General features: G+C 68.3%; 16 protein-coding genes and 1 tRNA gene. 3 read left to right on the top strand and 14 right to left on the bottom strand.

The features are described from left to right. From ACZ7CH_RS30625 to ACZ7CH_RS30580, 10 genes are all read right to left on the bottom strand, one after another. On the bottom strand, positions 1 to 6,834 hold the full coding sequence (locus tag ACZ7CH_RS30625) for an RHS repeat-associated core domain-containing protein (RefSeq protein WP_470375527.1): 6,834 nt from the start codon (positions 6,832 to 6,834) through the stop codon (positions 1 to 3). 24 nt (positions 6,835 to 6,858) lie between these two features. Beyond that, positions 6,859 to 10,281: a LamG domain-containing protein gene (locus ACZ7CH_RS30620; RefSeq protein WP_470375526.1), complete on the bottom strand. Its 3,423-nt coding sequence runs from the start codon at positions 10,279 to 10,281 to the stop codon at positions 6,859 to 6,861. A 429-nt stretch (positions 10,282 to 10,710) separates the two neighbouring features. Continuing rightward, positions 10,711 to 10,935 (bottom strand): hypothetical protein, encoded by a 225-nt coding sequence (locus ACZ7CH_RS30615; protein ID WP_470375649.1) that lies wholly within the window; start codon positions 10,933 to 10,935, stop codon positions 10,711 to 10,713. Further along, positions 10,878 to 11,387 (bottom strand): transposase, encoded by a 510-nt coding sequence (locus tag ACZ7CH_RS30610; RefSeq protein ID WP_470375525.1) that lies wholly within the window; start codon positions 11,385 to 11,387, stop codon positions 10,878 to 10,880. The genes ACZ7CH_RS30615 and ACZ7CH_RS30610 overlap by 58 nt, the downstream gene beginning before the upstream one ends. A gap of 94 nt (positions 11,388 to 11,481) precedes the next feature. Continuing rightward, positions 11,482 to 12,327, bottom strand: a complete 846-nt coding sequence (locus ACZ7CH_RS30605; RefSeq protein ID WP_470375524.1) for a DUF4365 domain-containing protein — start codon at positions 12,325 to 12,327, stop codon at positions 11,482 to 11,484. A gap of 598 nt (positions 12,328 to 12,925) precedes the next feature. Next, positions 12,926 to 12,998 (bottom strand) — tRNA-Ala (locus tag ACZ7CH_RS30600). Positions 12,999 to 13,272: 274 nt separating this feature from the next. Beyond that, the gene (locus ACZ7CH_RS30595; protein WP_470375523.1) at positions 13,273 to 14,049 is read right to left on the bottom strand and encodes a DsbA family protein; all 777 of its coding nucleotides are present in this window, start codon (positions 14,047 to 14,049) and stop codon (positions 13,273 to 13,275) included. A gap of 46 nt (positions 14,050 to 14,095) precedes the next feature. Next, the gene (locus tag ACZ7CH_RS30590; protein WP_470375522.1) at positions 14,096 to 15,382 is read right to left on the bottom strand and encodes an MFS transporter; all 1,287 of its coding nucleotides are present in this window, start codon (positions 15,380 to 15,382) and stop codon (positions 14,096 to 14,098) included. A gap of 52 nt (positions 15,383 to 15,434) precedes the next feature. After that, positions 15,435 to 16,244 (bottom strand): GNAT family N-acetyltransferase, encoded by an 810-nt coding sequence (locus ACZ7CH_RS30585; protein ID WP_360397916.1) that lies wholly within the window; start codon positions 16,242 to 16,244, stop codon positions 15,435 to 15,437. Next, entirely contained in the window at positions 16,237 to 17,286 is a 1,050-nt protein-coding gene (locus ACZ7CH_RS30580; RefSeq protein ID WP_470371446.1) for a glycosyltransferase family 2 protein, read from the bottom strand. The genes ACZ7CH_RS30585 and ACZ7CH_RS30580 overlap by 8 nt, the downstream gene beginning before the upstream one ends. 26 nt (positions 17,287 to 17,312) lie before the next feature. On the opposite strand from ACZ7CH_RS30580, the gene hrpB reads away from it, so the two are divergent. Together hrpB and ACZ7CH_RS30570 are read left to right on the top strand one after the other, a co-directional pair. Next, positions 17,313 to 19,586, top strand: coding sequence for an ATP-dependent helicase HrpB (hrpB, locus tag ACZ7CH_RS30575; RefSeq protein WP_470375521.1), 2,274 nt, complete (start codon positions 17,313 to 17,315; stop codon positions 19,584 to 19,586). Between the two features lie 94 nt (positions 19,587 to 19,680). After that, complete coding sequence (locus ACZ7CH_RS30570; RefSeq protein WP_470375520.1) at positions 19,681 to 20,283, top strand: HD domain-containing protein; 603 nt, start codon at positions 19,681 to 19,683, stop codon at positions 20,281 to 20,283. Here the strand turns inward: ACZ7CH_RS30570 and menC are convergent. Genes menC through ACZ7CH_RS30550 form a run of 4 tightly spaced genes read right to left on the bottom strand, consistent with a single transcriptional unit; the run spans position 20,268 to position 24,450 of the window. Continuing rightward, positions 20,268 to 21,371: an o-succinylbenzoate synthase gene (gene menC / locus ACZ7CH_RS30565; protein WP_470371448.1), complete on the bottom strand. Its 1,104-nt coding sequence runs from the start codon at positions 21,369 to 21,371 to the stop codon at positions 20,268 to 20,270. The genes ACZ7CH_RS30570 and menC overlap by 16 nt on opposite strands. Continuing rightward, complete coding sequence (locus tag ACZ7CH_RS30560) at positions 21,368 to 22,087, bottom strand: hypothetical protein (RefSeq protein WP_470375519.1); 720 nt, start codon at positions 22,085 to 22,087, stop codon at positions 21,368 to 21,370. Before ACZ7CH_RS30560 ends, menC begins: the two co-directional genes overlap by 4 nt. Next, on the bottom strand, positions 22,065 to 23,477 hold the full coding sequence (locus tag ACZ7CH_RS30555) for an amino acid permease (protein WP_470375518.1): 1,413 nt from the start codon (positions 23,475 to 23,477) through the stop codon (positions 22,065 to 22,067). The genes ACZ7CH_RS30560 and ACZ7CH_RS30555 overlap by 23 nt, the downstream gene beginning before the upstream one ends. A 28-nt stretch (positions 23,478 to 23,505) precedes the next feature. Beyond that, entirely contained in the window at positions 23,506 to 24,450 is a 945-nt protein-coding gene (locus ACZ7CH_RS30550) for a GlxA family transcriptional regulator (protein ID WP_470375517.1), read from the bottom strand. Positions 24,451 to 24,503: 53 nt separating this feature from the next. Here ACZ7CH_RS30550 and ACZ7CH_RS30545 point away from each other — a divergent pair, with 53 nt between their 5' ends. After that, the gene (locus ACZ7CH_RS30545) at positions 24,504 to 25,421 is read left to right on the top strand and encodes a saccharopine dehydrogenase NADP-binding domain-containing protein (protein WP_470375516.1); all 918 of its coding nucleotides are present in this window, start codon (positions 24,504 to 24,506) and stop codon (positions 25,419 to 25,421) included. The last annotated feature ends 66 nt before the right edge of the window (positions 25,422 to 25,487 follow it).

The raw sequence follows: 25,487 nt of genomic DNA, 5'->3' as shown, positions 1-25,487 counted from the left end.
CTAAGACCTTCCTCTTCCCTTTCCTGCAATCCAGGACCCGGAACCCTTGCTTCCGTCCCACTCATAAGTGACGCTGACGCCGAGCTCACGGACCATCCTATTCATCGCACCCTTACATCTCGTACAGGGCGGGTACTGCCCTCGCATCAGCACTGAGTCTCCCGCCTGCAACGGGTGCTGGTTAAGAAATGGGTCGTCCGGCAGCGACACCTTGGGCCCCGTCGAGGCGCCAGCCATGCGTGAGAAGCGGTGCTCTGTGTGGGTGAAGGCGGAGCTGTCCGGATACCCCAGAGATGCCTCCTCAGCGGTCATATCTCCGCTTTCGAGCTCCTTGCTCAGCTTCGGACTTCCATCAGCCGCCGTCACGTCGACCTGGCAGATATGCCCGTTGCCTCCTGTGTTGTGATTCAAGACAGCGGCGGAGCCGAACTCAACGTAGTAGGTGTGGATGTTATCGACCGTGAGGTTGTGGACTCGCTCTCGTTCGGTCCGCTTTCGGATGGAGATGACACTAACCCTCGAGTTTTCTGCGGTCTGCAGTTCCGAGCCGACCTCAACGGCGCCCGCGACCATCCAGGTGTGCTGCTTAGGAAGCCAGAACGGATGCCCTTCTGTTGCCGTCACCGTCCCAGTGGCGTCACCTGCGGCGCCATCGGTGTCGACTGTGATCTCCACCAGGTGCTTTGCGCCCTGACCTATGATCGTACGTACAACTTCTTGGGCAGCGGACTCACCTGTTTCAGGGTCAGTCGACCAAACTTGATCGCCTACCTCAACCTGCTCGATCGGCTTTCGCTCCCCGTCGGCTAACAACACCTTGGTGCCAGGCATAAAGCTGTTACAGCCGGGATCCTTACCGATCTTGCGCATCGCGTCCAGCGCGACTTCCTCAGCCTTGGCGGCAATCTCTTCGACCCGCCGCAGCACCGCCTTGGCCTTGGAGATCACCGCGGCCATCGACGCCACGGCTTTCACAGCCTTGTAGCCGGCTTCGATGACCTTGCCGACCTTGCCCCACGGCACCAGGTTCATCACCAGACCGCCGCAGGCCCAGATGTCGCCCTTGGTGAAGCAGTCGACGATGTCGTTCCACCCGGAGATGTCCTTCAGCATCTCCCAGGCCACTTCCTTGATCACGTCCCACTTCGACTTGTGGGCGTTGCGCTGTGCCTCGGCGTAGTCCTTCTCGCTGATCCCGGCCTGCTGCAGTGCCGCGCTGCGCGCCTGGCGCTTGACTGCCGACTGCTGCTGGCTCGCTCGAGCCTGCTGCTGGAAGAACCGCCGGTCACTCTGGTAGTCGGCCTCGTTGGCGTAGTTCTCCCGGCCACCGCCGCACAGGATGCCGTCCGGACCGCACTGACCACCCGCCAACAAGCCTGTCGGATCGGAGAACGTCACCGGGCTGTTGTTGCTGTAGGCGTACCCGTTGAGCTGCTGAGGGTCGTTGTTGTCGATGATCGGGTCCGCGGACAGGAAGCGCCCGGTCGACGAGTCGTACAACCGCGCACCGACACGCGTCAGACCCGACTCCTCCCGTGTGCCGCCAACGAACCCGTTGGTGTTCGGCCATGCCACGGCACTGCCCCGGTTTTCGCCGAACGGTGTCTGTCGGCGAGAGGTGACCGCCAGGTTGTTCGCGGGTACCGACTGGTTGCCGGGGGTTACCGCCGCCATCTCCGTGCCCTGATGATCGGTCAGCAGCCACTTCAAACCAGAGATCGAGTTCCGCTGCGCCACCACATGCCCGTTGTGGCTGTAGTACCGCGTCCACGACGGAGTTGTGGTGCCCTTCTCCAGCCGGATCTCCTGGCCGAACGCGTACACCGTTGTGGCGGAGGGCTCGCGGGCGATCAGCCGGTTGCCGTCGGCGTCGTAGAGGTACGTCGACTCCTTGCCGTCGGCGTTCTTCACCTTCGACACGCGGCCCTCGGCGTCGTACTCCAGCGTCTGGGTGTTGCCGGAGATCTTGCGCGAGGTCGTGTTCCCGGAGGCGTCGTAGCCGAACGTGTCCAGGGACGTGCCGTTCGGGCCGGTCGTGTCGACCTTGGTCACCGTGTGCGGCTGTGGGCTGCCCGCTGCGGGGTAGGTGAAGGTGTTCACCGTGTCGCCTGCCGCGGCGTGCTGCGTTTGAGTCAGCCGGTTACCGGTCTTGTCGAACGTCCACGAGTGCCAGTACTTCGCCGCGCCGCCCAAGGCAGACGCGGAACGCGTCGCGGTGCAGTCACCGGAGCCCGGTGTCCACGCCTCGGTCATCCGTCGCAGGTAGTCGTAGGCGAAGCATTGGATGTCCGGTGGGCCGCCAGCCGGCGTGTCAGCGACTCGGGTGATGTTGCCGGAGGGGTCGTAGCTGTAGTTGCGGTCGGCGATCCGGTAAGCCGTTTCCGTCTCGCGGTCGGCGATCGTGCGTTCCAGCCTGCGGGTGCCTTCTTCGTAGAAGTTGGTCACCCAGAGGTTGTACTCGCTCCCGCTGTCGTCGTAGGTCTCACGCAGCACTTCGCCGAGACTCGAGTAGTTGGTCTCCGTGACGTACTGACCGAGCCCGCCGATGGTGGTCTCGGGCAACCCGTAGCTGTTGTAGAGCGTCCCTACCGATTCGCCCGGGACGATGGTCTTTCCGCCCGAGTTCACGTCCAGGTACGTCATTCCGCGGAACTTGCCGGTGTAGGTGTACTCCTGACGGCTCTCGTAGGTCGTGCCCAGGACGCCCTGCGCCGCCGAAGGAATGATGACCCGTTCGCCTTGAGCGCGACCGGCTTCGTCGTAGCCGACGACCTTGCGCGTGTAGGGCTGCCCGTCGATCCACTTGCGCGACAACGTCAACATGCCACGGCCGTTCAGCTTGCCGGTGCTGTCCACGGACGTGTCGTACTGCCACTCCGCGAGCTTCGTGCCCGACGTGGACCCGATGTAGGACGCGGTTTTGCGGCTCAGTGCGTCGTAGGTGAATGCGATCTCGCGGCCTTGTCCGTCCTTGGTCTTGAGCACGCGTCCTGCGGCGTCGTACACCGTCGAACTGTTGCCGGTGTCGGGGTCGGCGGAGGCGATCTTGCGACCGCGCAGGTCGTAGTTGTGCCGCCAGGTGTTGCCGACCGGGTCGGTCACCGTGGCGAGCTGGCCGGCCGGGGTGTAGGTGTACTTGGTGGCGTCGAACGCGGTGCCGAGGCCGTTGGTGTACTGCCTTTTCTCGGTGGTGCGGCCTTGTGCGTCGTTGATCAGCGTCGTCGCGGCCGCGCCCTGAGGTGGCGTGGTGTGGACACGGTCACCACCGTAGGAGGTGGTGGTGCGCCACTGCTCGATCGCCTTCTTGCGGTAGATCGACGCGGTCGGCCGTTCCATGCCGTCGTAGGTGGTGATGGTCTGGTTCGGGACCTCGTTGTCGAACACACCGGCGAGCACGGAGCTCGGCGCGGTGTTGTTCCAGTATGCGCCGTTCTTCTTGTACGGCAGGCCTCGTGAGTCGTAGAAGGTGTCGGAGATCAGTCGTCCGCCCGCAGGTGACGGGGACTGCGTCTGCCGTTCTCGGTGCAGGCCGTCGTAGAGCGTGTACGAGGTGAAGTAGGTCTTGCCGTCGTCCTGCAGACGTTTCGCGGCCACCACGCTGGGCTTGTCGGTGTTGTAGGTGTACACGAACTCGGCGTCGGCCTGCTGGGTCGCCTTCGAATGGCCGGGCGTCCACGCCTTGATCAACCTGCCCAGAGCGTCGTAGGCGAGGTCCGCGCGCCGGCCGTTTGCGTCAACCGAGGCCGTCGAGACTCCCCAGGCCGGCTCGAAGTAGCCGGTGGAGACGTGACCGAGCGCGTTGGTGCTGGTGACCTGGGTCAGCGGGCCGGTGGCCGGTGAGTAGGTCGTGGTCGTCTTCTGCTCGGTGGCGTCGGTGACCTCCCTGGGACGGCCGTAGGCGTCGAAGGTCGAGGTCGATGCGGTGACCCACTTCTTGCCCGTCTCGTCCCAGGAGTCGAGCACCTCGGCTTTGGTGATGTCCCCTTTCGTGGGTGCGCTCTCCCAGGCCTGACCGTCGTAGGACGACCGGACGATCGACAGGATCGTCGAGGCGCTGGCCTGTACGGTGCACAGACCCTTGACCGTCTCCACCTCTGCCGCATAAGTCAGCATCCACGCCGCGTTGTTGCGGAAGAAGGTGGTGCGCGCGCAGGACTCGTCACCGGTGATCGCGAGGTCGCCGTGGTCCTCGGTTTTCGTGACGATGCCGACCGCGTCGTAGGTCTTGACGACCTTGGTGCGCCGCCACTGGCCATTTTCGAGCAACGTGCGTCCCCGTACCGCTTCGACGTTGCTCAGCTGTGCTTTCCTGCCGTCAGCGCCCGTGGCGGTGATGGGGCTCAGCCACGGGTCGTTCACCGACGCCGAGACGAGCTGCCCGTTGTTGTACTGCCGGGTTTCCCGCACGAAGCCCTGCAGCCGCTGCGCGTCCTGGACCGGCTCGCCCTCGCTGGTGGTCACCGTGCGACCGTCCATGCCGCGGAAGTACACCGTCTCCGCCACGCTCTGCGTCGAGCCTGGCTCGCCTTTGACCGTGCGCACGGTGCCGTACCCGCGCCACTGCGACCACGTTCGCCGGCTGGCTTCGGCGAAGTCGTTCTCGTCGTAGTGCCACGCCGGATCGCCGACGTAGTCGTAGTGCGTCTTGATCAGCGAGGAGACACCGGTGCGGTCGTCGTCGACGACATCGGTGACGACGTACTTGTGGAAGTAGTGGAGCTGGGGGTCGACAGCACCTTCAGGCGTCCACCACGTCGGATAACAGCGCAGTGTGTTCGACTCGGGTGCGGCCGGCATCCGAGAGCCGGGCACGCAGTCCCGGTCGCTGTACTTGATCTGGGTGTACGCGCCGGATTCGGTGGTGATGCCGTTGATGCGGTACCTGGTCAGCGGCGGGTAGTTGTCCGCGCCGCCGTCGACCCGGTTCGCCATCGCGATCCGGTCGAACGTCGTCGGCGGCAACGCGGTCGAACCACCGAACAACCCGGTGTGGACGATCGACTTCAGGTTCATGGCCGGTGACGTGCCGTCGCCGGTGCCCGGGAAGTCCTGGTTCAGCGTCCACGAGTCGACGTCGGAGAACCCGCCGCTGCCGTTGCCCACCTGGGTGGTGATCTTGGTGAGCCGCTTGCGGGTGAAGAACGTCGGCGTCAGCCGGTTGGTGCACTGCTCGCCCGCGTTGCAGATCTGGTCTGCGGGCACGTCCGGCCACGACGACGCGGTCGAGGAGTTGAGCTGACCCGGATCGCAGGTGACCGCCCCGTTGGGCAGACAGCGCTCGGCGACGTCGAACAGGACCTTCGCGCCCGGAGTGCCGTAGTAGCCGTTGTCACGCAGTCCGTACTCGATGCGCCGAAGCTGCCCACCGCGCACGTACGGAGTGCCCTTGGCCGGATCGGCGTTGCGCCCGTAGTGGTTGGTCTCCGGCTCGTAGTAGTACGTGGTGACGTTGCCGTGCGGATCAACCGAGTAGGAGAGGTTCCAGCGGTAGGCCTGCTGGCACCACGACGCGTCGAACGTGCCCTGGTTGCAGGGCTCGTCCGCGTGGTTGCCGTACACGGGCTGGGTCCAGGCGGACTTGGTCTCCGGCTTGCCGGCCTCCCAGCCGGGGAGCCGGTTCAGCCCCAGGAAGTGCTGGGTGCCGTCGGTCGTGGTGACCTTCCAGTACTCGCCGTTGTCGTCACCGTTCACAGCGTCGTACAGGTGCTCGATGCGGGCACCGTCGTCGTTCTTGGGGCGCCAGACACCGGTGTCCTTGTCCTTGACCAGTTGTCCGGACACGCCGACCAGGCTGATCGTGGCGTTGTCGGTGGCCCAGCACTGGTCACCGGTCTTGGTCTGGCCGTTGTTGCCGCCGAGGTCGAGACCGCACGGCTTGTACTGGCGTTCGATGAAGCCGCCCGGCGAGACGTCCCAGCCGTCACCCACGATCGAGGCCTGGTTGTTGGTCGCAGACGTCCGGCCGTCCAGGCTCTGCGCCGAATAACCGAGCGACACCGAGGGAGCCGAACCGCCGATCGCCGGTGGAACGCGCATCGGGTAGCCGTAGGTGAAGTCGCCAGACGACCCGCCCGAGTTCCACGACCCCGCAGGGGCCAGCGACGTGGCAGCGAAGGAACCGTTCCCACTCGACGGTGCGGCCGTGGCGGCCAGTACCATCAGTCCGGAACCGGCCTGCCTGTCGGCTGCCTCGGCGGGGGTGAAGTCCGCCGAGACCTTGCTCGCTTTGATGTCGTTGGCCCCGCCAGGCAGAGGAAGGGCACGACGGCACTCCGCCTTGTCCGGCGTTGACAGTGCACAGGCCGGCAGCGACACCAGGTGCAGGCGCGAGGCGTAGTCACCACCGAACGCCGACGCGAAGCCGCGGTAGTCGACATCCACCCGCAGCGGGATGCCTGCCGAGCCACCTGTGTCCGACAGGCTGAACACGACACCGTTGAGCCCGAGCTTTCGAGCGGCGTCCTGCCCCTTGACGTTCAACCGCATCTTGGTCGGCTTCGCCGACCTCGCGGCGGCCACGTCGTCCTTGTGGCGTAAGGAAACAATGCCCGTCGCCGCTCTCACAGCCGCTGCCTGTCCCGTGGCGAGCTCGACGTCGGCTTGTGCCTCCGCCGGCCACGCCGGCGGATCGACCTTCGTCACTGCGACCTTCGCCGCCGCGTCCTCCAGGTTCGGGCGTGACGAGACGGCGGTTGTCGGCACCGACCTGTCCTGCTGCAGCTCGGGCAGCTTCCAGTCGTACCGGTTGGGCCCGGCGGCGGCGAGCGCGTCCTGACCGGACGAGAGCACCAACGACAGCACCACCAAGAGCGCCGTCCACTTTCTTCTTCTCACGGCAGGTTCCTCAATCAGTGGTGGTCAGAAGTGCAGGGTCGCCCGGTACAGCGAGTCGATGTGCGTGGCGGACAGGACACCGGAGTAGACGCGGGCGTCGTCGATGTCGCCTCTCCACAGGTCCGACCGCTGTCCGCCCCAGATTCCGCGCCCCAGCCACAGGTCACCTGACCCGTTGAACGTCTGAGCCACTGTCGCCGGGGCACTCTGCTTGACGCCGTTCACGAAGAGGGTGACCGTGTCGCTGGTCGCGTTGTACGTGGCTGCGAGATGCACCCACTTGTTCGCCTCTGCCGTGTGATCGGAGAGCGCGTAAACACCGTCTCCTGCCGGCGTCCTCGCAAGCGTGAAGCCCCACTTCCGGGTCTCCGGCCGATAGCCGAGGAGGAACGGCGAATGGGTTGCGTCGCCCATGCCGACAGCGGCACGCGCGTACTCGTCGGGTCCGGCGTGCCGCATCCAGGCCGACACGGTGTACGACCGGTCTGTGCGCAGATTCGCCGGACGCGCACCGGTCACCTCACCGGACAGGGGAACACCGACCTTGAGCCACTTGTCCTTGCTGGTGAGCACCTGGTTCGGGTCATCGGGGTCCACAGGTGTGCCCGACCACGCCGTGCCGCCGGAAAGCGCGGCGTTCTGCCCGGTCACCTCGTCCTTCGTCGCCGTGCCCGAGCGCTCGTCGAGGTTGTAGTGGGCGCGCAACACCGTGAAGTTGTTCTGGTCAGCTGCTTCCTTCGCACTCAGCACCCGATCCCACACCTGGAGGTGGTCGACGCGGCCGGACATCCTGTTCACCCGGTTGCCGTTCCACTTCGCCGCGCCGGCGACGAACGCACCGGTCGCGCCGAAGAGCGTCGCGTCGGCGGTGCCGTCCAGCTTCCCGTCGACGTACAGCTTCAGCTTGCGCGAGTTCGGTTCATAGGTTCCGACCAGGTGGGTCCACACGTTCGCTTGCGGAAGCGTCGACGAGACAGCGCGGGCCACTGCAGCGTCGTTCTTGTCCTCCATAGCCGCGCTGAACACCCAGCGGCCGACGTCAGGCGAGTACTGCAGGTAGAAGCTGCTCGCGAAGGCACCGTCCTGACTCGCGACCGCGTAGACGCCGTTGGTGTTGTCGAGCTTGGCCCAGGCCGAGACCGAGAACGCCCGTGCGGTGTTCACCGAGGATGTCGACGTCGAGGCGAACGAGTTCGTAGTGTTGACCAAAGCGTTGTTCGCGTAGCCGGGTCCAAAGGCCGCACCGTTCAACGCGAGCGGGCGGCCGGCGCCGGTGATGTCGGCCGCGGTGCTCCCACCGCTCTCGTCGAAGTTCCACGCCGACACAGGTCCGATCGGGTCCGCGACGTTGAACACGTACTTCTGCGGCACTCCTGCGCTGTTGCCCGCGCGGTCGAACGCCTGTACGTACAAGGTGTTGGTGCCACCCTCGGTGGGCGTGATCGGCACGTCCACCACACCGCTCGACGTCGAGACCAGGACTTTGCTGTCGACAGTGTCGCGTCCCAGCGACCAACCGTACCGAACGACGTCCTGAACACCGTTCGGCCCAGTGTTGCCGTTGGGCGAGAACCTGAAGATGCCGGTACGGCCAACGCTTCCGTGGAAACCACTTGTGGGGTAGTCCGCCGAGAAGACCAGAGGCGTGTTCGGCGCGATCGTGTCGACGGTGAACTCGCAGTCACGTGTGCGAAGTGATCGAAGACCACCGTCACCGGCATACATCGACCAGACGAAGACGCCGTTCTCGGCGAGCGTGTCCGGCGGCACGGTGACCTCCGCGTACGAACCGGACGGTACGTCCAGGGCATAGATTTCTTTCAGGAACGTGCCGTTGCCTGAGGTGCCGCGGTACAGGGCGAAACCCGAGTCGCGCAGGAGGTCACCGTCAGGATCAGATACAAGAGCACGCAATCTGGGCGTGCGTGTGGCCACAACCGGTCGGTTGTCGCCCGTGACGCAAGGCAGCGCGTCGGAGGCGTTGTTCCCCCACGCCTCCATGCCGAGGTTGACGGGCAGGTTCGGATACGAGTTGTAGTGCACTTCGAGGTACGGGTTCAGATCGAACCGGCGCCAGCCCTTGTCGACCACGTTCTCGTATTTGCCCTTGAACATGAACGTCGCGAGGTCGGAGCGCGCTGCTGCGGCCTTCACGACGGCTGCTTTCGCGTCGAACTCCGCAAGTCCGTCCGTGGCACACACCCTCGGGTTGTTGCGCGCGTTGTTCTCCGACAGCACCTCCCTCCAGGCAGGCTGGTTGTTCCAGGTGGTGTACTCGCCGATCTCGTTGGTCGACACCAACTCGGTCGGATCCGGCGAGCACGAGTATGACGAGATCACCTTGGCACTCACGACTGCGCTGTGGATGAACTTGCCCTTGAGCGCGTCGGTCCTCATCTGGAAGTAGGTGCGAGAGATGCCCGCCACCGTCGCGCCCAGCTCGCCCTTGTTGAGGTAGCCGGCCTTGAGGTCGCCGAGCTGCCCACCTGTCTTGTCGAAGTTGCGAGCGTCACTCCACTCAGGTGGTGACTGGACCACCGCGTGATGCGCCTTGCTGCACGAGGTGCAGTAGTAGTCCGGGTCCAGCCGCACCGGGTAAGTGGTCCGGGGATCGATGAGGAACGACTGGTCAGGCGTCACCGAGATCGTGTCGGCGCCGACGTCGACGCCCATCACCGCCTGCCGCGCCGCTTCCGAGGAGTCCCACATCCGGGACGCGTCCCCGCCGAACACCTGATTGCCATCCCCATCTGTGACGACGAGGCCGCCGCCCCCGCCGGCGGACTTCGCCACACGGGCTGCCGGCGTGTCCTTGGTGATCGTGGTGTTCTTCGTGTGCGACTTGAAAGTGATCTTCTTCAGATCTGGGTTCTTCGCAGCGTCGGCGTTCTTGATGACGAGGTTCTGCGCGAAGCCCGTCAGCGCCACTTTCACCTCGAGGTCCACGCCGGGGAACACCTCGGGATAGGTCACGAGCCCACCGGAGATCCGCGCAGGCGGCAGGTCGCGGTCCCAGCCGAAGCCGACCTCGGCCGTACCCTTCACCAACTTGGCAACAGGCTCGTCGGCTGAACCAGGACCTCCTGCGCTGAACGACATCGTCACCGGCGCCGCCTTCGGCGCGAGTGAGCCATCCGCCTGTGGAGCAAGATCCAGGTTGACGGCGACCCACGCGTCGTTCTGCTTCACCCGCACCGGATGCGTGTACTCGACCAGCGTGCGCGTGCCGTCCGGGTTCGCCTTGACTTCCGCGGTCTCGGTGGTCTCCGATCCGATGACGATCGACTGGCCGCTCTGCTGCGCGAGCCTGTGCGCACCCGCAGCGTCCGCCACCTGATCCGGGGCGGACGCAGCCGCCGGCGCCACCGAACCGACGAGCCCCCCGGTCATCATGCAGGCAGCAGTGAATGCGGGCAGAGCAAAGCTCCGCCCTCTGGCGGTGATCATGAACTTCCCCCCGCTGCCGGAACTCCGGCAGCCCCCTCCGACGATGGTCCCCCGACCCGTGCTGGAGCACTATGACCGAGATCGACGGGAAACGGAATGCCTCCAGACGGGTCAACGTCTGCTCACGGAGCGAATACATGCGTACACACACCGAGAGTGGTGGCCGAGATCACCAAGTCGGATACGCAGTAGAGACGTAGCCCTCCGTGAGCATGGACAGGCGAAGGTGAGGTTCCCCGAGAACTCGGAGGGTTGATTACCTGGCTCCGGCGGGGGACGCAGGGGTGGATGGATTGTGTTGATCAGCGTGCCAGGCGGCCTTGTACTCGTCGGCGCTGAGCCAGCGAGCTCTTTCTGGATGCGCTGGGTGTTGTACCAGCCGTCGATGTAGCTGAAGATCGCGTTCTCGGCCTCGTCGCGGGTGCGCTACTAGTTGCGGTACACCAGCTCGATCTTCAGCATGGAGAAGAAACTCTCCATCAGCGCGTTGTCGTAGGAGTCGCCGACCGAGCCCATCGACGGCAGGATTCCATTGTCCGCCAGACGTTGCGCGAAGCGGATCGAGGTGCAGGTCGAGCCGTGGTCGCTGTGGTGGATCAACCCGCCGTCGCGAACTTCGCGGGACCAGAGGCCGTACTCCAGGGCGCCGAGCACGAGGCTGGTGTCGCAGCGATCGCTGGTCTTTTCAGCCGACGATCGGGTTGGAGAACGCATCTCACACCGCGGCGAATCAAAACACTCCCTCGCCGGTGGGAATGCGGGTGGCGTGGGCGACCCACAGCCGGGTCGGAGCCAGCGCGGTGAAATCCCGGTTGACCAGGTCCGGTGCAGCTGTGGCCCGTGGGTCGCGGCGGGTCGAGGGTGTTCTGCACTTCCTGCGCAAGAACGCGCCCTGCAGCTCGTGGCTGCGCATCAGCCGCTCGACCCGCTTGCGTGACATCCGGATCCCGGTCGGCCTCGTCCTGCCGGATCCAGTTGCGCGACGCTTTGTGATGGACCCCGAGCTGCTCGGCAAGCCGGCGGATCACCGGCTTCGAATCCGACTCCCGGTACAGCCGGATCGCACGAGCCCTCAGCTCGTCAGGGTACTTCTTCGGTGGCGCCACGGACGACTCCCTTCAGGTCCCATCGGACCATGCTTGAAAGTCTCCGAGCTACCGGAAGAACCCCAGATGGCGCCGAAGACAGCCGACCAGGTGCCTAGCCCCAGGAAGCGGTTGCACGCTGGAAGTGTCGGCGAACCGCTTCACGGTCTGGTCCTGCCACGAATTCGGCGCCATCGAACTCCGCGTAGGAAGGGTTGTTCTTGATCACGGGTGACAGCAACACGCGCCATGTGTCGGGATGGACGGTGAGCAGCCCTGCATCGAACAGCTTGTACACATCACCTCGCAGCAGAACCTGGTTGTCCACAGGGATTCTTTCGGCGTCTGCGAATGACACGAGATGAGCGACCTTGAGCAGGTCCGGCAGACACGGGCCAGTCACGGCGCACGCCGAGCCGTAACGACGCAGCAGCGCACCCCGCAGCAGTGCTTGGCCCAACCGCACCCGGACAAGGTGCTGCCGCTCAGGAAGTTGCTCCACGATCTGCTCAGTTTCCCGGTCGCGTCGAGGCACAGGGCGATTCTCGGCGATCGCCTGCAGTGCTTCGCGAGAAGAACCGTCGAGCACCTGCGCCTGTGGAACGAGCACCTTCTTGCCATCACTCGATGTCGAGACCACGGTGTCATCGTTGACGAGTTGCCAATAGGCGCACTCGGTCCGTGGGTCGTACAGGACGATCACCACCGGAAGGCTGTAACCGTTCCAGTACCTGGCATGCCGCCCGCTTGCGTAGTACCACCACCCGTCCGGCCCAGGATGGCGAAACCAGCTCACCCCTGCTTTGATCTGCACAGCAAGCAGCCGCCCGGTCACGTCCACGCCGTCGTCAACCTCGACATGAGCGTCGATTCCGTTGTCCTGCTCGGTAAGAGATCGAAAGACCCAGCGCAGTGACTCGGCGACCGCGAGTTGCACCCTGGCGACGCCGATGGCTTCCATCCGTGCATTGTCGTCACGGGCCATGCTACGAATCAGCCCTTGGCGATCGCAGTGAACTCGCGCACCAGCCCGTGATCACTAACACCCGGTTCAAATCGCCGAGTGAGCCCGCGTGACACAACTCGAACGGCTTGTCGGCAAGCTCGGCGAAGTCCTCCTGCGGCGGCATTCGGCGGGGGCTGCGTTTGGCCGCGGAACAGACTGCGTCGGCTCCGGCTTCGATGGCGGCGGTAGTGCATAACCCGTACAGCGTCACCAACACATCCGGCACCCTAGTGCCATGGAACGCACGGGGTGCGGCACACATGGACAGCCTGCACGACGCTGCCGTGAACGCCGACTGCGCCACGGAACAGGGACCCAAAGGGTGGCACAACCGGCGCGACCCCGGCGACGGTCAACGGCCGTCTAGAAGATCCCAGCAAAATTCCACTCAGATGGGCGACAGGCACCTGGAGCAGGACCGTGACCCTATTTCGCGGGTCGCAGGCTCGTGCTCCAGTTAGCCATGCCACCGTCTACGGTGGACGAAAACGAAGATCGCCCGCCGAACCTGTTTGCGCAGGTCAGCGGGCGATTCTCGTACTATATTCAATTGTGGAGCTGAGGGGACTCGAACCCCTGACCCTCACACTGCCAGTGTGATGCGCTACCAGCTGCGCCACAGCCCCTTGAAGGTCCACGTTCCCGGCTGGTTTCCCTGCCGTTCTCGTGTGCCAATACCGTACAACATCGGTGCCACAAGATGAAAATCGGGGGTCCCGAACCCCCATCCGCCCTGGTAGACCCCGGTCCAACCCACCCGCAACCCCAGTTTCACCCCAGCTCCCGACCCCCGAAGACCGAAGTGACTCGCAGCACACTCACGAACAACCGAAGGCCAGCGAGAACGAAGACGCCCGGCCCCCACGAACGAACGGGGACCGGGCGCTGTCAGCGAGGGGCTTACTTGAGCAGGTCGGCCAGCCAGTTGTCGTTGGCCGCCATGTCCACGCGGGAACCGTTGTGCGCCACGGTCGGCGTGCCGAAGCCGCCGTTGTTCTTCAGGGCGTCGTTGGCGCTCGTCTTCGACATGAGGTCGGTGAGCGGGGCCTTGTAGGTGTCGTTCTGCACGCACGTCTCGAAGGCCGGGTCGGTGATGCCGAGGTCCTTGCCGAGTTTGATCAGCTGGTCCTTGGTGTAGCCGGGGCCGCCCTCCTCGGGCTGCTTCGAGTACAGGGCCGCGTGGAACTCGTTGAACTTGCCGACGTCGGCGGCGCAGAGGCCCGCGTTGGCCGACAGCGAGGAGTAGCCGGCCGGCTTGGAGAGGCGGTCCAGCATCGGGAGGATGTTGTAGCGGATCTTGAGCTTGCCGTCCTCGACCGCGGTCTTGAGGTCCTTGCCGTAGATCTCCTCGAACTGGCCGCAGGCCGGGCAGAGGAAGTCCTCGTAGACGTCGATGGTGGTGGTGGCGCTGTCCTTGCCCACGACCACGACGTTGTTGTCCCGCACCGACGGCGCCGAGATGACCTTCTCGGCGGGGGCGGCGGGGATCGCGCCGTCCGTCGTCGAGTCGCCGGACTTCTGCTGGTAGATCACGTAACCGATCACGGCGACCGCCAGCACGGCCACCACGGCGATGCCGGCGATGACCTTCGTCCTGTCCCCGCCCGACTTGCGAGCCTGGGTCACCGCACGCGCGGCCTGCTTCCGTTTCCGTGCACTGCGCTCTGCTCCACCCACGGGGGCGAGGGTAGCGATCCAGGCTGAAAAGAACCTGAGTACGCGCTCACGCTTCCGGGTGGCGTGGTTTGCCGCCGACGCGTTCGCCCAGTGGGACCTCGGCCGTTTCGTCGAGGGCGCCGCACTCCGGTGCCACGGCCGCGGCCGTGTGCTCCTCCTCGTGTGTGGGCAGGGTCTCGGGGGCGATGAGCCAGAAGACGACCGACAGCAGCAGTGCCGCGCCGGTGACGGCGAACGAGGCCTCGAAGCCGAAGGTGTCGGCGAGGACGCCCGCGGAGATCGGGCCGATGATGGCGCCCAGGTCGGTCACCATCTGGAAGCCGGCGAGCACGGGGCCGCCGCGGCCGCGGGCGCCCATCACGTCGGCGACGACGGCGTTCTGCGGCGGGTTCAGCAGGCCCGCGCCCATGCCCGCGATCAGCGAGGCGGCCATGAAGTCCCAGGTGCCGGTGGTGAAGCCCATCCAGATCGTGGTGACGCCGCTGACCAGGAGGCCCGCGATGGCGACCGGCTTGCGGCCGCGGGTGTCGGCGATGCGGCCGGAGAGGAACAGCATCGCGGCGTTGCCGGCGGCGAACACCGACATCGAGATGCCAGCGACGGCGGGGCTCTGCTCCAGCGCCTCGATCACGAAGACCGGCACCAGCGAGATGCGCACGCCGAACACGGCCCAGCCGTTGGCGAAACCGGAGGCCAGTGCGGCGTGGTAGGCGCGGTGGCGCATGGCGTCCATGAACGGCATGTGGTCGGCGCCGCCGGACTGGTCCAGCGCCGCCAGCGTCGACTTCCGCAGGAAGAACCAGACCACGAACGCCGCGACGCACAGCAACGCGCCGTACGACACGAACGGCACCCAGAGACCCAACGGCACGAGACCGGCGCCGACGATCGGGCCCGCCACGTTGCCGACGAGGAACCCGGCCGCCCACATGCCGGAGGCCCGCCCGCGCATGGGCGCCGGGGTGATCCGGATGAGCAGCGCGAGCGCGGCGACGGTGAACATCGTCGACCCGATGCCCGCGAGGGCCCGCCAGCCGAGCATCTCGAAGTAGCTGCCGGAGAACCCGGCCATGGTGGTGCCGGCCGCCACGATCAGGATGCCGACGATGTAGATGCGCGGCTCGCCGAACTTGTTGACGAGGATGCCGCTCAGCGGCGCGAACGCCAGCCTGACCCCCGCGAACACGCTGATCAGGATCGCGATGGCGGTGTGCCCGACCCCGAACGTCGCCGCGAACACCGGCAGTACCGGTGCCACGATCCCGAACCCGATGGCGATGATGAAACTGGCCGCGACCAGTACCCAGACCTCTACCGGCAAGCGCTCGCGCACCCCATGCCTCCCTTAGCCCTGCTAAGGATATGTCACGCGGCAACTAAACACTTCAATCGAGCAGCTCATCCACCCTGCGTACGTATGCCGTCACGGGATACATCGCGACGAACCCGCACGCCTCGGCGAAGCGCTCCCCCGGACCCTCGTCGACCTGGGAGGCCACCAGCGCCGCACCGGCCGAGCGCAGCGCGGCGACCGCGGAGACCACCAGCGACCGCCCCACGCCCCGGCGGCGACGGGCCGGTCGCACCACGCACTGCTCGACCAGGCCCACGCCGCGCTCGGCGAAGCCGGAGGCGAACCCGCCGATCCGCTCGCCGTCGTCCACGACCAGCAGCAGGCACCGCGGGTCGTCCAGCCGGTGGCCGAGCCACTTCTGCAGCCGCGCCCGGTTGCCCACCAGCTCGTCGGACAGCAGCTCGACGATCCCCGGCAGGTCCGCGTCCTCCGCCCGCCGCACCCCCTCGGCGACGACGGCACGGCCGCGGTGCACCACGGTCTGCAGCTCCTCGACCGCGTACCAGCCGGAGTCGTCGGCGATGCCCTCGATCTCGTCCACTGTCGTAGGTGACGCGTAGACCACGGCCTCGGCCCGCCCGACGTCCGCGAACGTCTGCTCCAGCCGCAGCAGCGTCGAGGCGACCTCCACCGAGGACCCGTCGAGCGCGCAGCCGAAGTTCCCGGTGGGCAGCGGGTTCTCCCGATTGATCACGACGGCGGCGCAGCCGACCCGCCCGACCTTGCCGTACCGGACGGCACCGGACGCGAGCCGCGCGCCCTCGACGAGGATCGCGAGCGACCGCGACTGGTACGGGTCGAGCAGGTCCGGGTCGTCCGGGTCGCGCAACGGGTCAACCAACGCGGCGGTCCTTCCACCTCGCGCCGGGTCGCAGCGCACAGTCCAGCAGGAACACCCCGATCGTCGCCCATGCCAGCGGTGCCAGCACGGCGGAGGCCTCCGGCTGCCCGACGCGCTTCACGAACTCGCGGTGCGACGCGGCCTGCGCGGCCCAGGCGAGCCACGACCACGGCGAGCGCCACCGCAGCACCGGGACCAGCCCGTACGCGAGGTGCAGCAGCCCGGCGGCGGCCAGCAGCGGCCGTGCCCGCGCCCCGAACATGTCGCGGAACGCCGGCTGGATGCTCTTGCGCAGCGACCGCCAGGTGTCCCCGAACGTGTCCAGGCCCGAGGTCGTGAGCAGTGCCGACGCGTCGACGAACCGCACGAACCCGCCGGTGTCCCTGATCAGCGTCGCCATGCCGACGTCGTCCGCGTGGTTCCCGGCCAGCGCCTCCCAGCCACCGGCCTTCTCGAACGCGGGCCGCCGCACGAGGACGCAGTGCCCGACCGCGAGCGCCGTCGGGCCCTTGCCGTCCGGCGGCGAGCCCTCGAACACCAGCGTGTTGAACGCGGGCAGCAGGAACCACCACGCCGGCCCGGTCCCCCGCCCGGACGACGAGATCAGGTCCGCGCCCAGCTCGGACGCCGTGGCCACGAGCCGGCCAATGAGGTCAGGTGCGCAGGTCATGTCCGCGTCGACGAACAGCAGCCACTCCTCGTCCCGCACGGCCTGCGCGCCCAGGTGCATCGCGTGCACCTTGCCCGCCCACCCGGAGGGCGGTCCCGGCGACGTGACGACCTCGGCGCCGTGCGCGAGCGCGACCTTCGCGGTCGCATCCGCGGAGGCGTCGTCCACGACCACCACGCGCACCCCCGGCTGTCCGACCAGGCCGGGCAGCAGCGACGGGAGGGTGGCCTCCTCGTCGCGCGCGGGGACCACGGCCAGCACGGAGGCGGTCTTCGAGGACTCCGACACCATCGGCACGTGCTTCCACTGCGCCACGTTCCGCGCGGATCGCAGTGCGGACAGCACTCCGGACACCACACCCAACAGCACCATGCCACCACCCTGACACACTCAGGAACGTGCACCTGCCCGATCTCCCGGTGAAGTCCGTCCTGCCCGAGCTCCTGCGCACGCTGGAGGACCACGGGTCGGCGGTCCTCGTCGCACCGCCGGGCACCGGCAAGACCACGCTGGTGCCGCTCGCCCTGCCCGGCAAGGTCGTCGTCGCCGAGCCGCGCCGCATCGCCGCCCGCGCCGCCGCCGCGCGCATGGCGAGCCTGCTGGGCGAACCGGTCGGCCACACCGTCGGCTACTCGGTCCGCGGTGACCGCAAGACCAGCAGGCACACCCGCATCGAGGTCGTGACCAGCGGCCTGCTCGTCCGCCGCCTGCAGCACGACCAGGAGCTCACCGGCGTCGGCACGGTGCTGCTCGACGAGGTCCACGAGCGCCACCTCGACGCCGACCTGCTGCTCGCGCTGCTGCTGGACGCCAAGGCGGGCCTGCGGCCGGACCTGAAGCTGCTCGCCACGTCCGCGACCGTTGCCGCCCAACGGCTCGCGGACCTGCTCGGCGACGCACCCGTCCTGCACACCGCTGCCCGCACGTTCGACACGGCGATCACCTACGTGCCGCCGAACCGCAACGAGCGCATCGAGAACACCGTCGCACGCGCGATCAACAAGGCCTTGTCCGAAGTGGATGGTGACGTGCTCGCGTTCCTGCCCGGCGTGCGCGAGATCAACCGCACCGCGAGCCTGCTGAACGCCGACACGGTGATCTTGCACGGCCAGCTCAAGGCAGCCGTCCAGGACGCCGCCCTCACACCGGGTCAGCGGCAACGGGTCGTGCTCGCCACCAGCATCGCCGAGTCCAGCCTGACCGTCCCCGGCGTCCGCGCCGTGGTCGACGCGGGGCTGGCCCGCGTCCCCCGCGTCGACCACCGCCGCGGTCTCGCCGGTCTCGCCACGATCCGGGTGTCGCAGGCCGTCGCCGACCAACGCGCCGGTCGCGCCGGGCGTGAGGCTCCCGGCCGGGTCTACCGCTGCTGGCCGGAGCACGAGCACTCGACGCTCCCCCGCTACCCCGAACCGGAGATCCGCACCGCCGACCTGACCCGGCTCGCGCTGGAACTGGCGGTGTGGGGCACCCCGGACGGCTCCGGCCTGAACTGGTGGGACGCCCCGCCGGAGGGTGCGCTGAAGGCCGCCCAGGAGACGTTGCACTCCATCGGCGCGCTGGAGGACACCGAGCGCCGGGACCGCATCGCGAGCGCCGGCCTGCACCCGCGCCTGGGCCGGGCGTTGATCGACGGCAGCGCGCTCGCGGGCAACCGGACCGCCGCCGAGGTCGTGGCGCTGCTCGACGACAGCTCCCACCCGAGCACGACCGACCTGGCGACCGCCCTCAAAGCCCCGGGAAAGTGGCGCCAGGAGGCCAAGAAGCTCGAAAAGCTCGGCACGAACCCGCACGGCAACGGCGATCCCGCCCTCGTGGTCGCCCTCGCCTACCCGGAACGGCTCGCGAAGCGCCGGTCCAAGAACAGCACCGTCTACCTGATGGCCAACGGCACGGCGGTCGAGCACGACAACGCGCACTCCCAGTGGCTGGCGGTCGCGATCGCCGACCGCGAACCGGGCAGCAAGCACGGCCGCATCCGCCTCGCCGCGCCCGCCGACGAGGAGCTCGCCGTCACGGCCGCCCAAGCCCTCGTGCACACCGAGGACGACATCCGGTGGGAACGCGACGTCGTCGCGAACAGCGTCCGCAAGCTCGGTGCGATCACCCTGGACGAACGCCCGCTCAACGACCTGGCCAAGTCGCAGCAGGCACTGCGCATGGGTCTCGAAGCCGAGGGGCTCGGCCTGCTGAAGTGGACCGACGCCGCCAAGCGCCTGCGCGAACGCATGGCGTTCCTGCACCGCACCCGCGACTGGCCGAGCGTCGACGACGAGAGCCTGATCGGATCGCTCGACCTGGGGAAGGCGAAGAAGCGCTCCGACCTGGCCAAGATCGACACCGTGCAGGTGCTGCGGAACCTGCTGCCGTGGCCGGAGGCGGCGGAGCTCGACCAGCTCGCCCCGGAGCGCATCGGGCAGGGCAAGGTCGACTACACCCAGGACACGCCCGCGCTGCACGTCCGCATCCAGGACGCGATGAAGTGGGCCGACACCCCGAAGATCGCGGGCGTCCCGGTGGTCGTGCACCTGCTGTCCCCCGCCGGCCGTCCGACCGCGGTGACCAGCGACCTCAGGTCGTTCTGGCGCAACGGCTACCTGCGCGTGCGCAGTGAGCTCAAGGGCCGCTACCCCAAGCACCACTGGCCGGAACGCCCCTACGACAAGAGCAGGTGACCGTGGCGCACACAGCGATCTTCCCGCTGCCGGAGTTCCAGCCAGAGGGCGGCAGCAGCGCCGCCGCGGACGTCGTCCAAGAGGAGCTGGCGCGGTGAGGCGGATCTGGGACGACGCGGTCCGGGCACTGGGCGGCACACCGGACGCGGGCGACCTGGTCGAACGCTACGCCGAGCCGCACAGGGCCTACCACAACACGTTCCACGTGGCGTCCGTCGTGCGCGACTCGTCGGAGCTCGCGGACGCCTTCGCGTTCTCCGTCGAGGAACGGGCGGTCCTCACCCTCGCCGCGTGCGCGCACGACGTGATCTACGACGGGCGACCGGGCGAGGACGAACGGGCCAGCGCGCTGTGGGCCCGCGAACGCCTCGCGGGGCTGGCGGAGGAGCACGTCACGCGCGTGGAGGCGTTGGTGCTGGCCACGATCACGCACTCGTCCGACGACCCGCTGGCGCACGTGCTGCTGGACGCCGACCTGGCGATCCTCGGTTCCGAGCCCGAGCACTACGAGCGCTACCGGCAGGCCGTGCGCCGCGAGTACGCGCGCTACGACGAACCGGCGTGGCGCGCGGGCCGGGCGAAGGTGCTGAAGGCGTTGCTGGAGCGCGAGGACCTGTACGTCACCGAGCCCGCGCGGCAGCGGTGGGGCGCCGCCGCGCGGAGCAACCTGGCCCGCGAGCTTCAGTCCCTGGCGTAGAGCACGCGGGTCGCGGTGGTGAAGCGCCGCAGCACCTCTCGAACCGGCTCGACCCCGATGCCCGGCCCGCTCGGCACCTGCATGAACCCGTCCCGCAGCTCGAACGGTTCCGTCACGTCCTCCGCGAAGTAGCGGCGCGACGCCGACACGTCACCGGGCAGCGTGAAGCCGGGCAACGCGGCCAGCGCGAGGTTCGGCCCGCGCCCGACACCGGTCTCCAGCATCCCGCCGCACCACACCGGGACCCCGTTCGCCACGGCGACGTCGTGGACGCGCCGGGCTTCGAGGTAGCCGCCGACGCGGGCGGGTTTGACGTTGACGATCCGGCACGCGCCGAGCGCGATGGCGGTGGCCGCGTCCCTGGCCGAGGTGATCGACTCGTCGAGGCAGATCGGTGTGCGGAACCGTTGGGCCAGCAGGGCGTGGCCGCGGAGGTCGTCTTCTTCCAGCGGCTGTTCGATGAGCAGCAGGTCGAACTCGTCGAGCCGGCGCAGGTGGTCGGCGTCGGCGAGGGTGTACGCGGTGTTCGCGTCGACCTGCAGCAGGACGTCGCCGAAGCGCTCGCGGACCGCGCGGACCGGGTCGACGTCCCAGCCGGGCTCGATCTTGAGCTTGATCCGCGCGTAGCCCTCCGCCAGGTAGCCCTCGACGTCGTCGAGCAGCTCGGGGACCGAGTCCTTGATCCCGACCGAGACACCGGCGGGCACCCTGTCGGTGGTGGCGCCCAGGAACGTGCCGATCGGCATCCCGAACGAGCGCAGCTCGGCGTCCAGGACGGCGGTCTCCAGCGCGGCCTTGGCGAGCTTGTGGCCCTTGACCGCGTGCGTCCTCGGCCCGACCTCGGCGGCGGTGACCTCCGGTGTCACGCGGGGCACGAGGTGGTCGGCCAGCACCAGCTCCGCCGCGGCGACGAACTCCGAGCAGTACAGCGGTTCCGGATCGGCGGCGAACTCCGACCAGCCCTCCGCGGTGTCCGTGACGACCCGCAGCAGGAACGTGTCCTTCGTCGTCATCGTGCCGAACGACGTGCGGAACGGCGACACCAGCGGGATCGCGACGTGCAGCAGCTCGACCCGCTCGATCCTCATCCGGCCACCTCCAGCTCGTACCAGCCGTCGCGGGACATCGAGGTCGCGACGTACCCGCGTTCGAAGGCGTCCAGGAACACGTCCCGCACCGCCGCGCGCCACTCCTGCGCCTGCTCCGGCGCTTCCTTGCGCACCCGCACGACGTCGGCCGGCACCCGGCACCAGATCCGGTCGCCGTCGGTGCGCCGCAGCGGCCCGCCGTCCGGGGCGGTCGCCGTGACCTCGCCGCGCGGTTCGGACTCGTGCGGCTCCCGCGCGCCGGTCAGGTCCCACCGCACGGTGAGCCGGTCGGACTCACCGGTGTTCACGCCGTCGTTCATCGGCCCGTAGAAGTCCACCGCGTACTCGGTGACGACGGCGCCGAGCTTCACCAGGTTGAACCGGGCGTTGCGCGCCACCAGCGGGTCGTAGGTCCAGCGCATCGACCGCGCGCCCAGGCCGACCGCCCAGTCGCGTTGCGCGAGCTTCAACGGCAGCCCGGCACCGGGGCGGGCCGCGGCGATCATCGAGTACACCGACCCGTCCGGGCAGAACAGCCCGGTCGTGGCACCGACCAGCTCGTCGCCGTCGAACGCGCCGATCGTCGCGCCGCCCGCGTGCCGGATGCAGTGCAGCGTCTCGGTGGACAGCACGTCGAGGCTCGTCTCCCAGACGTCGGCGTAGTACCGCGCGACGCGGGCGATGCCCGGGACGTCAGTGATCGCTCGAAACCTCAAGGCGGGCCTTCCGGACGCTGTAAGCGAAGTAGATGACGAACCCGAGCGCCATCCAGGCGAGGAACGCGACCCAGGTGTCCAGGCCGAGGCTGAACATCATGTAGACGCAGAACGCGAGCCCCAGCAGCGGCGTGACCGGCGAGAACGGCACCCGGAAGCTGCGCGGCCGGTCGGGCTCGGTGCGCCGCAGGATGATCACGGCGATGTTGACCAGCGCGAACGCGAACAGCGTGCCGATGCTCGTGGCGTCGGCCAGCGACCCCAGCGGCACGAGCGCGGCGAGCACCGCGATGAACAGGCCGACGACGACGGTGTTGATGAACGGCACCCCGGTGCGCGGGCTGAGCTTCGCGAAGATCGACGGCACCAGCCCGTCGCGCGACATCGCGTACAGGATGCGCGTCTGTCCGTAGAGGACGGTCAGCACCACGGACGTCGTCGCCACCACGGCGCCGATCGAGAGCAGGATCGGCCAGATGGCGCCGTCGACGTTGTCGGTCAGCACCCGGCTGAGCGCCGCCTCGGTGCCCTCGAACGCCTGCCACGGCATGGCGCCGACGGCGGCAAGCGCGACGGCGCAGTACAGGGCGGTGATCACGACGAGCGAGATGATGATCGCGCGCGGCAGGTCGCGCTGCGGGTTCTCCGCCTCCTCACCGGCGGTGGAGGCGGCGTCGAACCCGATGTAGGAGAAGAACAGGGTGGCCGCGCCCGCGCTCATGCCGGCGAGCCCCAGCGGGAACAGCGGCTGCAGGTTGCCCGCCTTCAACGCCGTGAACGCCACCGCGCAGAACATGACCAGCGCGCCGATCTTCACGTACACCAGGACCGTGTTCGTCCGGGCGCTGCCGCGCGCCCCGCCCAGCAGCACCAGCATCGAGATGACGACGACGAGCACGGCCGGGACGTTGACGATCCCGCCGTCACCCGGCGGCTGGCTGAGCGCGTCCGGAATCCGCAGCCCGGTGACCAGGTGCAGCAACTCGTTGACGTATTGGCCCCAGCCGACCGCGACCGCCGCGACGGACACGCCGTACTCCAGCACGAGGCACCAGCCGCAGACCCAGGCGACGATCTCGCCGAGCGTGGCGTAGGTGTAGGAGTAGGAGGAGCCGGACGCCGGGATGAGCCCAGCCAGCTCGGCGTAGGACAGCGCGGAGAACAACGCGGTGATGCCCGCGAGCACGAACGAGACGACGATCGCCGGTCCCGCCAGCGGCACGGCCTCGCCGAGGACGACGAAGATGCCGGTGCCCAGCGTCGCGCCGATGCTGATCATGGTGAGGTGGCCGACGCCGAGCGTGCGCCGCATCTCGCTGCCGGGATGGGTCAGCTGGTCGATCGGCTTGCGCCGCAACACCCGCGCCCCGATGCGCTGTCCGTTGCTCATCCGGCCAACATAACGCCCTGCTCGGGGACTACCTGCCACCCACCGGCCGGAACGTGCGGCGGTATGTGTCCGGCGGCACACCCACGGTGCGGTGGAAGTGCCGGCGCAACGTCGTCGCCGTCCCCATCCCCGCCGCCTCCGCGATCAGGTCGACGCTGTCGTCGGTCAGCTCCAGCAGCTCCTGCGCGCGCCGGATCCGCCGCATGTGCAGCCACTGCAACGGGGTGGTGCCGGTGACGGTGCGGAACAACCGGGTGAGGTGCCGCGAGCTCAGACCGGCCTGCCTGGCCAGGTCCTCGACGGTGAGCACCTGGTCGAGCCGTTCGCTCGCCCAGTCGAACAGCTCGGTCAGCGGGTGCCCCTCCTCGGCGGGCACCGGGGCGAGCACGAACTGCGCCTGGCCACCGTCGCGGTGCGGTGGGACGACCAGCCTGCGCGCCGCCGTGTTCGCCGCCGCCGCACCGTGGTCGCGGCGGATCAGGTGCAGGCTCAGGTCGATCGCCGCCGCCTTGCCCGCCGCGGTGAGCACCTGGCCGTTGTCGACGTAGAGCACGTCCGGTGCGACCTCCACCCGCGGGTACCGGCGGGCGAGCTCGTCGGCGTGCGCCCAGTGCGTGGTGGCGCGGAGCCCGTCGAGCAACCCCGCCTCCGCGAGCACGAACGCGCCCGTGCACAGCGAGGCGATCCGCGCGCCCTTCGCGTGCGCCACCCGGACCGCCTCGATCAGCCGCCGGTCGACCGGCCCCTCCCAGTCGGCCACCGCGGGCACGACGACGGTGTCCGCCTCGTGGAGCCGGTCGAGCGGCAGGTCGGGCTCCAGCGTGAACCGGCCGACGCGCACCGGCCCGTCACCGCAGACGACCACCCGGTAGCCGAGCTGAGGCGCGGTGAAGATCTCGTAGGTCGCGGTCAGCTCGAAGTGCAGCATCCCGTCGGTCACGGCGAACGCGAGCATGTCCGGAATTGTACGCATCGTGTCGTTCCAGACACTGGGCAGCGAGCGCCGCCCTGGCTTGAATTGCCGTCATGGGACACCACATCGCGGTCTACGGCGCCTCCGGCCTCACGGGCCGGTTCATCCAGGCGGAGCTGGAGAAGCGCGGCTTCACGCCGCTGCCGTTCGGCCGCGCGCAGGCCACCGCCGACGACCCCGCCGCTCTCGACCGGGCGCTGACCGGTGCGGACGCGGTGGTCAACGCGGCCGGTCCGTTCGCCGTGACGGCGCTGCCGCTGATCGCCGCCGCCGAACGCGCCGGCATCCCGTACGTGGACGTGGCCGCCGAGATCGAGGCGAACGCCGACACGTTCGCCCGCGGTGCCGCGGTCCCGGTCGTGCCCGCGATGGCGTTCTTCGGTGGCTTGGCGGACCTGCTGGTCACCGCCGCGATGGGCGACTGGCCCGACGCGTCCGAGGCGCACGTCGCCTACGGCCTGAGCGGCTGGCAGCCGACGCCCGGCACGCTCGCCGCCGGTGCGGTCTCCCGCGACCGCCGGGGTGGTCGGCGGGTCCGGTTCCGCGACGGCCGGCTCGAGCACCACGACACCGCGTCACCCACGTCGACCTGGGACTTCCCCAGCGGGCCGCGGGAGGTGGTCGGTGAGTTCTCGATGGCCGACATCGTGACCGTGCCCAGCCACCTCGCCATCCCGTCGGTGACCTCGTACATGTCCGTCACCGCGGCCCAGGCCCTGGCCGCCGCCACTCCCCGCTCCGAACCGGAAACCTTCGAGGTGGACGTGCGCGTACACCGAGGTTCGGAGGAACGCCGCTTGTCAGTCGCAGGCCGCGACATCTACGCCGTCAGCGCCCCTCTGGCCGTGGAGGCGGTAGACCGCCTGCTCACCGGCCGGTTCCGGATCACGGGAGTGGCCTCGGCGGGCGCAATGTTCGACGCCGAGGACTTCCTGTCCGCACTCTCCGACGTCTTGCTCCTGTCGGCGTGAGGCTGCCAGCGTGAGGGCTGTCGACCTAAGGCCACTCAGCGCCGACCCTGCTCGGGAGCCTGCGCG

This window comes from Lentzea sp. NPDC037011, from assembly GCF_055607425.1.
The sequence above is the reverse complement of the archived record's forward strand: the minus strand, read 5'-3'. Positions and strand labels throughout refer to the sequence as shown.

What these genes read in the sequence shown, in the direction of transcription:
- ACZ7CH_RS30555 (WP_470375518.1), bottom strand. Translation starts at nt 23,477, where the DNA reads ATGAGCAACGGACAGCGCATCGGGGCGCGGGTGTTGCGGCGCAAGCCG.
- ACZ7CH_RS30545 (WP_470375516.1), top strand. Translation starts at nt 24,504, where the DNA reads ATGGGACACCACATCGCGGTCTACGGCGCCTCCGGCCTCACGGGCCGG.
- menC (WP_470371448.1), bottom strand. Translation starts at nt 21,371, where the DNA reads ATGAGGATCGAGCGGGTCGAGCTGCTGCACGTCGCGATCCCGCTGGTG.
- ACZ7CH_RS30620 (WP_470375526.1), bottom strand. Translation starts at nt 10,281, where the DNA reads ATGATCACCGCCAGAGGGCGGAGCTTTGCTCTGCCCGCATTCACTGCT.
- ACZ7CH_RS30580 (WP_470371446.1), bottom strand. Translation starts at nt 17,286, where the DNA reads ATGGTGCTGTTGGGTGTGGTGTCCGGAGTGCTGTCCGCACTGCGATCC.
- ACZ7CH_RS30550 (WP_470375517.1), bottom strand. Translation starts at nt 24,450, where the DNA reads ATGCGTACAATTCCGGACATGCTCGCGTTCGCCGTGACCGACGGGATG.
- ACZ7CH_RS30605 (WP_470375524.1), bottom strand. Translation starts at nt 12,327, where the DNA reads ATGGAAGCCATCGGCGTCGCCAGGGTGCAACTCGCGGTCGCCGAGTCA.